Source organism: Nitrososphaerota archaeon, assembly GCA_011605775.1.
In the GTDB taxonomy this organism is placed as follows: Archaea; Thermoproteota; Nitrososphaeria; order Nitrososphaerales; family JAAOZN01; genus JAAOZN01.
The window spans coordinates 1-9,490 of the sequence record JAAOZN010000006.1; the positions used below are offsets into that span (position 1 = coordinate 1).

Sequence of the window (9,490 nt, forward strand, 5' to 3'; positions counted from 1 at the left end):
GCCAATCAACTGCTTTCCGTTAAGATAGTGCTATCTTTTGGCACAATATCTTTTTACCCTAACTCTTATGGTAGGTTGTTAAATAGCTTAACCGCTGCACAGAAGACTATCCTCTAAAAGGTGCTATAGGTTGAGGAGGTGGTCTAGCGAATATACCGCCGAAGAACGCAAGGACTGCGGCCAACTCAAATGCAACCCTTGGCACACCAAGGCTTTTCATCAAGGGTAATAGAATACTTTTATCAGCCTTTGAAAGTAAGAGCTGGTAGCCGTGGACTACCATCAAAACACCTAACAGCACTCTAACGACAAGAAGCGTTAGGTCAAGATAGGTTTCACTTGCGGCGAGCATTTTAATCATTTAAGGCTATAAATAAGGTGTAAATAAACTTGAAGGCGCCTGTTACCGCCATTACGTAATAGAGGTTAGCGTATGTGTACTCTCCTTAGGCAAACTATGGTTGTTTGTGGTGGTTGAAGCTCGTTCATAGGATAACTACCTGAATGGGTTGAGTTGTGATGCTGGCTTTCCCCCGCTGTATGAAGGTGTGGGTTCCCCACTTCACTTTAACGTCGCATCTTAGAGTGTGTTCACCCTTGCCTAGTTCGCTTCCGGTTAGGTCGAGCGTTATGAGGTAATCTAATAATTTGGAGTGTAGCTGCTCTATTGAATCAACCACACTTGATCTGCCATATTCATCCACCACCATCACCCTTATCCTACTTGTATAGCTTCTATCTCTGCACCAATAGAAGATAGCCTTTCTGACCAGTTTTATCCTCTTAACGCATCTGAATGCGAACCCCAAAATACGCTTCCTCAACTCTATTATCGAAGTTACTCTAAAGTCCACATCTCGGTTTACGTAGGCTTCCTCGATGCGCTGCTGAGTAAAGTTTTCCCTTAATTCACCCATCACTCTGTAAGAGAGCAGGAGTTTCACTGCTTCATCCAATCTAGCCTCTTGAGACAAAGGCTTGAAACCGAGGATCTCGATGTGCGTCTTGATGTTCGCTTCTTTGCCTATAAGCCAGTTTGCCACTTTAGCTCACGTTTGTGCAGTTGTTACAACTCCACCCTTTTCTTAATGTTCCTCTATAGACTTTATCCTCTATCTTCTCACCGTGCATCTTCTCCCATTCTTCTACAGGAATCCCGTACTTCTTTTGAATTCTGTCACGATACCACTCCGGCATTACGTTAAATGAACAGAAAGGTACTATACGCAGATCGGGGGTGAGATAGTGTATATCACAGCGTTGTACCCTTTCGGCGTCGTAGTTATACTTATCTTGGAAGTGCATCATCCCTAGGAAGAGGCTTCTCCTATGCCATTCACCTACCGAAGAGTAGTCGTGCCTCACAATTATGTTGAATAGCATCTTGGCTAAATTGAGACCTTTGGGCTGCTTGGCTTTATCTATAAATGATCCAAGTTTAAGCATCGCTTCAACCATAACTTTGTATCTGTTTACTCCGCTCTTCAGATCCTCAGCCTTTTCATCCAAGTATTCTATGAGCCCCTTAACATCGACAAAACTCGTTATCGGTATCAACCTACCGCTTTCGTCTGTAAACACGTATGTCCCAGCCCCACAGGCGAAGTGTATGGAAAGTTCATATTTAGGCTTACGTGTAAGAGCCTCGATGAAGTGTGTCAACGGTGTGCAGCTAGGTACGGGAAACCACGCCTCCTCTGGGACTTCGCCATCTGTCTGCTCTTCAATAGCCTTTATGCAGTCAGGTATTGTTATTCTGTATCTTTCTCTATCTTGCTTAGCCATTCTACCTGTTAAAGAGACGGGTTGGAAGTTGACCGCTCTTACTACATCGATGTTCTTTTGAGCGTAGCGGATGATCGCACCTAATTCGTGGTCATTTAACCCTTTTATTACGGTAGGAACCAATACCACTCCAACCCCAGCTCTCCTACAATTCTCGATAGCAAGGGGTGCCTCCCAGTAATTCTTGGGGTTTGTTTTTGGTGTTACACCGTCGAAGCTAAGGTAGAGGTTGCTTACACCAGCTTCCTTGATTCTGAAGGCGAGCTGCGGGTCTAAGGCTAGATTTATGCCGTTGGTGTTTAGCTGCACATGATCGATCCCTTCTTCTTTTATCATCTTGATGATCTCTATGAGATCGCTTCTAAGTGTTGGTTCGCCGCCTGTTAGCTGTATGGAGTTGCCAGCTACTGGTCTTTCTGCTTTCAGCGTTCTAACCATAGCCCTTATCTGCTCTAACGTAGGCTCATACACATAAGCGCCTTCTAACCCCTTCTTCACGTAGAAGAAGCAGTACCAACAGGTTAAGTCACATCTATTTGTGATGATGATATTTGCTAAGCCAGTGTGGCTAAGGTGGTTCGTGCAGAGGCCGCAGTTCAGAGGACAAGCGCAGGAATCTACGGGTACGTTAGGGTTCTCTATACCTTTCCCATCCCGCCAATATGTGCTGAACTTCTTGTAAAGGGTCGCTGAGCCGTAGTAAAGCTCTTCTACTTCACCGTGCACTGGGCAGTTCTTCCGTATATAGATCTTAGATTCTCTCTCAAAGACCTCTGCATCAAGTAGGCGGTTACATTCTGGGCAGATGCTTTGAGTCCTTCTAATAACTTCCCCATCAGTTTTTGCTTGAGTTCTTTCGCCTATTTTCAGAAGAGCCATCTTAACCACTTCTAGTGGTGAGTCTTTCGATTTATAAGGGTTATCAGATGAATGCAAAGGTGAAAAGTATGTTGTATCGCCAAATGCAGACAAACCAGCAAAGATAAGTTAGAAACTGAGGAAGCTAGCCAAAGAGCGTTTTCTATAAGATTCTTTAAGAGGACTATGAGATATGAGCGCTGATCATCCACCTAGCTTCAAGCTGGATAATCGATGTGTGTTGAAGACTTACGCTTGGAGCATGCTTGGGTTAAAGTTGCTGAAGAGGCAGAAGACCGCCGAATGGTCAAGTGGAAGCTAAACTCTAACTATATCCTTCGCTTTAAAGTTGTGAGCGCTACTATTAAGCCAATCACTGCTAGAATAGCTGTAGTCGAGAACACCAAACTATATGCGCCTGTCGAAGCGTAGATATATGAAGAGATCTGTGGTCCGACTATAGCCCCCACACCGTATGCTGTGAATACGATGCCGTAGTTTGAACCTATGTTCTTCACGCCGAAGTAGGTCGATGTTGCGGCCGGTGCGATAGCCAACCAGCCCCCGAATGTGAACCAAAGCAGTGAAAATGTGGTAAAGTAAATTAGTAGCGAGGCACCGCTGCTGGCACCTAAAGCCGCTGCTAAGATCATTATGAAGGATATCCAAGCAGCGTTATAGGGGCCGATCTTGTCACAAAGGTAGCCGAAGGAAGGTCTACCTACGCCGTTAAATATGGCGAAGACTGCTGTGGCGACGGCTGCTAGAGCTGGGTCTAGTCTGATCACCTCTTGGCCATATTTTGCTGCTAGAGAGATAGCTATAAAGCCTCCTGTCGTGCCAAGGACATAAGAGAGCCAGAGTCCGTAGAAGGTTCTTGTCTTAACCATCTCCTTTGGTTGAAGATTGACGCCTTTGGATACGGTTGCGGAAGCTGTTGCAGCAGTCTCAGCTGGCGGAAATCTTAGCGGGATGGAGAGTATTACTAAGATTATCATAAATGTGATGCCGAGATAGAGGAAGGTTTGCAACACACCTACCAATTGAATCAAGAGCGCTGAAGTAATAGCGGTGATAAGTGGGGAGAGGCCGAAGCCGAGTATGGTTATGCCCGTAGCCAACCCCTTACGCTCAGGTATCCATCTACTCGAGACCGCTATAGGCACACCATATACCAACCCGACTCCTATGCCTCCTACCACACCATAGGCGATTAGCATATAACCAAGAGACCAAGGCACTTTATCTGCAAAGCTAGCCAACACCCAGCCTAAACCGACCAAGATCGAGCCCATTAAAGCGGTTTTCCTTGGGCCGATCGTGGACATCAACTTGCCTCCAAAAGGCATGGTTAAACCAAACAGCGCTAAGAAGACTGTAAAAGGTAAACTGGATTCCACTGTAGACCAGTTGAGGAGTTTCTCCAGCGGCACCCTAAAGACACTCCAACTATATATGGTACCTAACGCTATGTTTATTATGAATCCAATCGGAGGGTAGAGCCATCTGTTCAAGGCTTGCTCACCAAGCCCTCTCCTAAACGTGCTTTAAAGATTTTCTACAAACTTCCTCTCTTTCTGCATAAAACACAAATCTCTCCCAAGCTTCTTAGCCAATATATTGAGTAAGGTGTGAGCTGATTTCATTCAGACAGTTTTTGAACCCATCTTTTAGCGCAGCGTTAACCTATTGCTCTTCTTGGGGCTTTTTTCCCCGATTTTATGTATTCTATAGAGTCTGCTATGTATGTGGCGTGGTCGGCTATTCTCTCTAGATACCTTAAGATGAGTGTCGCAGCAATTGCACATTTTATGTCTCTGTCTTTGCTTTCGGCAGCTGCCTTAACATAACTAAGGTAAAGGTTGTCTATCACACTATCCATTTCTTTGAGCTTCTTAGCCAGATTTATATCACGCTCTATAAACGCTTTTATGCCGAGCCTAATCATGTCTTTAGCGTGTTTACCCGCCTCCTCTATAGGCTTGGTGTCACAGTGTGAGAGGTCTCCGAATATGCTTCTCACTTGCATTATATCATAGGCGTATCGCCCGAATCTCGTGAAGCCGTAAGCGATTTCGAGGCAAGATTTTATAAAGCGCAGATCTGAGGCCACGGGCTGATACCTAGCCAAGAGCTCTATCGCCAACTCACTAACCTCCTCTTCGAGCATCCTCAACCGCTCAGAAGCCGCATAAACTTCTTTGACGAGGTCCTTGTTTTGCGTGTAGGCATCGATAGCGGTTGAGACTGTCTGCTCGGAAAAGTTGCCCATATCGATCAGCATATTCTTCAGCCGCTCTAGTCCTAGGTCAAGTAACCTAACCAAGTAGCATCAGCTAACCGAACTTCCCAGTTATATACTTCTCAGTCAACTCCTCTCTGGGGTTCTCGAAGATCTGTGAGGTCTCCCCATATTCGATGAGCCTACCTAGATAGAGGAAGGCGGTATAGTCTGAGACACGGGCTGCCTGCTGCATATTATGGGTAACCAGCACAACCGTATAGTCTTCCTTCAGCCTAACCATAAGCTGCTCTATCTTAGCGGTAGCTATAGGGTCTAGGGCTGAGCAGGGCTCATCCATAAGAATAACCTCTGGTTTGACTGCCAGTGCTCGTGCTATGCATAGCCTCTGCTGCTGACCGCCTGATAGCTCTGCGCCCGATTTGTTGAGGTCATCCTTCACTTCATCCCAGAGCCAAGCTGCTTCTAGGCTCTCCCTAACGATCTTATCAAGTATCTGCCTGTTCCTCACACCAACAAGCTTGAGCCCAGCTGCTACGTTATCGTAGATCGACATCGTTGGAAATGGATTTGGCTTCTGGAAGACCATCCCTATCCTCCTTCTCACCAAAACAGGGTCTACGTCTGGTGCGTAGATGTCTCTCCCATCAAGGTAGACTTTACCCGAGACCCTTGCGTTGGGTACCAGCTCGTGCATCCTGTTAAGGCATCTGATGAATGTCGATTTGCCGCAGCCGGAAGGCCCGATGACAGCGGTTATGGTATTTGGCTTGATCTTGAGGTTGATATCTTTAAGCACGTGATTATCACCAAACCAAGCGTTTAAACCAACAACCTCGATTTTATACACCGGTTTAGGCGTTGGTATCGGCTTTTCTTCCTTCTTTTCCACCATCAATCTTAGCGTCAAATCTTCACCCTCCTACCAAAACTTATCTTCGTCAAAGTTTTAGCAACCACATTTAGGGTTAATACGATCGCTATTAAAACTAGTGCTGCACCCCAACCCTGCTGATGCGCATACTCATAAGGTAGTAGAGCAAGCCTCCATATCCGTAGTGGCAGCGCATCTATAGGTTCAAATAGGCTTGTGAAGAACCATTGGCTGCCTAGTACGGTCATTATGAGTGGTGCTGTTTCGCCCGCTATCCTACTTATCGCCAGCATCACTCCGGTAACTACTCCGCTTTTCGCCGCTGGAACTACGATGCTTAGGATCACACGCCACCTCCTTAAGCCTAGTGCAAGCGCCCCTTCGCGTAGAAGATTGGGGACAAGCCTTACAGATTCCTCAGTCGTCTTTATCACTATAGGAAGCATTATTATGGATAGGGCTATCGCGCCAGCAATAGGTGAAAACCTACCTAACGCGAGCACAACCAGCACATATACGAATATACCTATTACGATAGAGGGCATCTGCATCAAAACGTCGCTTAAGAATCGAACCACTCTACCAAGAGGGTTATTGCCGAACTCAGCAAGATATATGCCAGCTAGAACCCCTATTGGCACCCCAATGAGGGATGAAAGACCTATGAGGATGAAGGTTCCTTGGATTGCGTTGGCTATTCCCCCACCTGGCTGCCCTATGATGCCCGGTGGCGAGGTTAGGAACTCAATCGAGATCGCTGGTAGGCCTCGTATTACGACTTCGATCAATATGCTCAGAAGAGGTATGATCGCGAGTATTACCGCAACTACGGTTAGAGCAAGTATTAGGCGCTCCTTGAACTTCCTAATCTTATAGTTGGTTTCACTCCACAACGCCCTTCGCCCTCACGCGGTAGATAAGAAGCTGAGCAGCCACGTTAATTATGAGCGCTGAAATTAGGAGTATGAAGCCCACGCCTATTAGGGCTGATGGGTGTAGCGAAACAGGGTCTGCTTCGTTGAACTCGTTCGCTATTAGCGAAGCCATCGTCTGACCAGCCTTCAGAAGCGAGGTGGGTAGTGCAGCAGGTCCTACAGCATTGCCTATAACCATAGTCACAGCCATGGTCTCTCCGACCGCTCTCCCTAATCCTAGGATTATTGCTCCTACGATGCCAGCACGAGCGTAGCTCAGCACCCCTATCCTTATAGCTTCCCATCTTGTCGCCCCTAGGCTATACGCTGCCTCTCTCTGTGTGCTAGGCACGGCTAACAGAACTTCTCTGCAGACGGCAGAGACTGTTGGTATGATCATTATGGCTAGTATGAGCCCGCCGGTTAAGACGCTAAGACCGTATGGTGTGCCTGAGAATATCGGTATGAAGCCTAGATAGGTTGATAAAGGCACTTCTATCAGATCCCTAACCCAGAATCTAAACACGAACACACCCCATAGTCCGTAGATTACGCTTGGAACCGCAGCCAAGAGCTCGATGACGTATGATAAGGGCGCTCGGATGCTGCTCGGAGCAATCTCCGCTAAGAAGATGGCAACCCCAAGGCTTATCGGCACACCAACTATGAGCGCTATCGCTGATGTTGTGAGTGTGCCTAGGAGATATGGTAGTGCTCCATAAGCCTCCATACCTTCTACTGGGTTCCACTCTAGGCTCGTTAGGAAGCTGAATCCAAAGCGGTTGAATACTGGGGCTGCACCTTCATAGATCTTAATTATCAGCAGAGCCATTATGACGATTATGCTAGTTGCTGCTGCTATGGTTAGAGCTAAGAAGAGAGTGTCGCCTTTGAGGCTTATAGAGGGGAGATGAAGAAGACGTGTTGCACCAACTTCTGAAAGGTTTGTGTCCCCCTCTTTATCGCCTTTTTCCATGACCTAAAGTGGATTCGTCTGTGTTGTATATATGGTAGAGGCAAGTAAAACATATATCAAATATATTCCCCATATATTGGCGAGAAGATATATGGGTAAGGAGAGAGGCGATGCGGAAGCAGCGAACCATTGGACTCGACGCATCCAATTTTCAGGTAAATCATCCTACATAATAGCTCTCCCTAAGCGTTGGGTCGACAATATGAAGCTCAACGCAGGAAGCGAGGTGACCATAACACGCTACGGGCCTTCATCGCTTATAATTACACCTAAAGAGCAGGCTCCTCAACCGCTTAGGAGTGATGCGGTAATCGAGGCCTCGGCCAAAGATCACCCACATTCATTAATTAGGCGTATAATATCTGCCTACTTACTAGGGTACACCATAATATATGTGAAGGCGAAAGAGGGGAAGTTTGACCTACAGCACAAAGAGATGGTCAAAGAGACCGTGCGCAAGAGCCTTATCGGCGCTGAAGTAATCGATGAATCAAGTGGACATATAACCATACAGATCTTTCTAAGTCTGCCTGAGCTGAGCGTAGAAAACGCTCTAAGAAGGATGTTTCTGATAGCAGCGTCTATGCATAGAGACGCCATAAACGCGCTAAGCGACCTAGATCACGATATGGCGGCCGGTGTCATCAAGGTGGATGATGAGGTTGATAGATTCAGCCTATATACGATTCGGCAACTTAAACTAGGGGTTTCAGACAGCAGAATCCTTGAGAAGATTGGTTTAGAGGCGCCCAAGGACTGCCTCGGTTACCGTGTCATAGTAAAGAGCGTAGAACGAGTGGCTGATCACGCAGCAAGCATAGCGCAGAACACCCTTCTACTGAGGAATAAGTTGTCTGAAGAGATGCTTAGCGGCATAAGAAAGTTGAGCGAGCTCGCCGTAGGCTTCTTCGAGAGATCAAGCCAAGCGCTCTTCAAAAGAGATTACGAAGCCGCTGAAAAGCTCATTCTTGATGCAAATGTTGTCGATGAAGTGGTTAAGGATCTTCAAAGGATCATTGACGCTGAAAGCTCGAGAGGGCAAGGTTATGTCGCGAGGTTGGTAGTGGAGGATATCAAACGCACCGCAGAATATGCAACAGACATAGCGGAGATAGTGCTTAATCTCACAGCAGATAAGATACTCCTCCCTAGACCCACACCATAGGTGTTTAAACGTGGTTGTAGCACCTAGAGACCCTGAAGAGGAGCTGAAACGCCTTGAGGGGCTCAAGCTGGGCAGCTACACAATAACCCTACCCAAGATAATTAGACCAAAAGGACGTGAAAAGGAGTGCAGATACTTCCAAATGAGGGTGCTGAAAAACGGCTTACTCTCCACAAACAGTGTAGTTGAAGGCTTCTTCAGCGTGGGTAGAACGTCAATAAACCTACCGTCTTACTTCGACATCGACTACAACTATATCGTAAACTTCCAAGATGGTAGCGTGGTCGATTTAGTTGCCGAAAACCTAGACTTAGATCTTTTTAAGATGCTATCCACGCTTGTTGATAGGGGCGGTAAGATCATCGTTTCACTCACATCACACACCAGACTTCCTCTCATCGAGGAGACGTATAGACAACTCGACAAGGGCATCCAACCAGAAGAGACCTACGTAGGCAAACTGCTTCGAAGCTGCGGCTGCGGATACGCATACAAACTCTGGTTGATAAGAGAAGGCGGCGCTGAAGGCCCGGCTGCACTACAAGGTGAAAAAGCCCTCTGAGGAAAAATGTACTACCTTATCAGCAAATCTTGGCTAGAAATACTTTGTACACCGTCTCCACTTGCTTTGCCCGACTATTTAGTATATACGATACATCTATTTAATGCTAGATAA

Annotated in this window: 10 protein-coding genes; 2 read left to right on the plus strand and 8 right to left on the minus strand. The window is 46.6% G+C overall.

The window, feature by feature from the left end:
* Positions 1-106: 106 nt before the first annotated feature.
* The 8 genes from HA494_00210 to pstC form a co-directional block, all read right to left on the minus strand.
* The gene (locus HA494_00210) at positions 107-352 is read right to left on the minus strand and encodes a hypothetical protein (protein ID NHV96206.1); all 246 of its coding nucleotides are present in this window, start codon (positions 350-352) and stop codon (positions 107-109) included.
* Positions 353-485: 133 nt separating this feature from the next.
* Positions 486-1,043: a hypothetical protein gene (locus tag HA494_00215; protein NHV96207.1), complete on the minus strand. Its 558-nt coding sequence runs from the start codon at positions 1,041-1,043 to the stop codon at positions 486-488.
* 1 nt (position 1,044) lies between these two features.
* Complete coding sequence (locus tag HA494_00220) at positions 1,045-2,664, minus strand: radical SAM protein (protein NHV96208.1); 1,620 nt, start codon at positions 2,662-2,664, stop codon at positions 1,045-1,047.
* A 308-nt stretch (positions 2,665-2,972) separates the two neighbouring features.
* Complete coding sequence (locus HA494_00225) at positions 2,973-4,157, minus strand: OFA family MFS transporter (protein ID NHV96209.1); 1,185 nt, start codon at positions 4,155-4,157, stop codon at positions 2,973-2,975.
* A 167-nt stretch (positions 4,158-4,324) separates the two neighbouring features.
* Positions 4,325-4,927 carry a phosphate uptake regulator, PhoU gene (locus tag HA494_00230; GenBank protein ID NHV96210.1) on the minus strand — a complete coding sequence of 201 codons (603 nt, stop codon included), beginning with the start codon at positions 4,925-4,927 and terminating at the stop codon, positions 4,325-4,327.
* Positions 4,928-4,979: 52 nt separating this feature from the next.
* The gene (gene pstB / locus HA494_00235; protein NHV96211.1) at positions 4,980-5,780 is read right to left on the minus strand and encodes a phosphate ABC transporter ATP-binding protein; all 801 of its coding nucleotides are present in this window, start codon (positions 5,778-5,780) and stop codon (positions 4,980-4,982) included.
* Between the two features lie 11 nt (positions 5,781-5,791).
* On the minus strand, positions 5,792-6,652 hold the full coding sequence (gene pstA, locus HA494_00240) for a phosphate ABC transporter permease PstA (GenBank protein ID NHV96212.1): 861 nt from the start codon (positions 6,650-6,652) through the stop codon (positions 5,792-5,794).
* A complete protein-coding gene (gene pstC, locus HA494_00245; GenBank protein ID NHV96213.1) occupies positions 6,642-7,649 on the minus strand; it encodes a phosphate ABC transporter permease subunit PstC in 1,008 nt (335 codons plus the stop codon). Before pstC ends, pstA begins: the two co-directional genes overlap by 11 nt.
* 76 nt (positions 7,650-7,725) lie before the next feature.
* Between pstC and HA494_00250 the strand changes: the two genes are divergently transcribed.
* Both HA494_00250 and HA494_00255 read left to right on the plus strand, forming a co-directional pair.
* Positions 7,726-8,814 (plus strand): phosphate uptake regulator PhoU, encoded by a 1,089-nt coding sequence (locus tag HA494_00250; GenBank protein ID NHV96214.1) that lies wholly within the window; start codon positions 7,726-7,728, stop codon positions 8,812-8,814.
* Positions 8,815-8,824: 10 nt separating this feature from the next.
* On the plus strand, positions 8,825-9,376 hold the full coding sequence (locus HA494_00255) for a DUF1122 family protein (protein ID NHV96215.1): 552 nt from the start codon (positions 8,825-8,827) through the stop codon (positions 9,374-9,376).
* Positions 9,377-9,490: the final 114 nt, after the last annotated feature.

What these genes read in the sequence shown, in the direction of transcription:
- HA494_00210 (NHV96206.1), bottom strand. Translation starts at nt 352, where the DNA reads ATGCTCGCCGCAAGTGAAACCTATCTTGACCTAACGCTTCTTGTCGTT.
- HA494_00220 (NHV96208.1), bottom strand. Translation starts at nt 2,664, where the DNA reads ATGGCTCTTCTGAAAATAGGCGAAAGAACTCAAGCAAAAACTGATGGG.
- HA494_00230 (NHV96210.1), bottom strand. Translation starts at nt 4,927, where the DNA reads ATGCTGATCGATATGGGCAACTTTTCCGAGCAGACAGTCTCAACCGCT.
- pstB (NHV96211.1), bottom strand. Translation starts at nt 5,780, where the DNA reads ATGGTGGAAAAGAAGGAAGAAAAGCCGATACCAACGCCTAAACCGGTG.
- pstC (NHV96213.1), bottom strand. Translation starts at nt 7,649, where the DNA reads ATGGAAAAAGGCGATAAAGAGGGGGACACAAACCTTTCAGAAGTTGGT.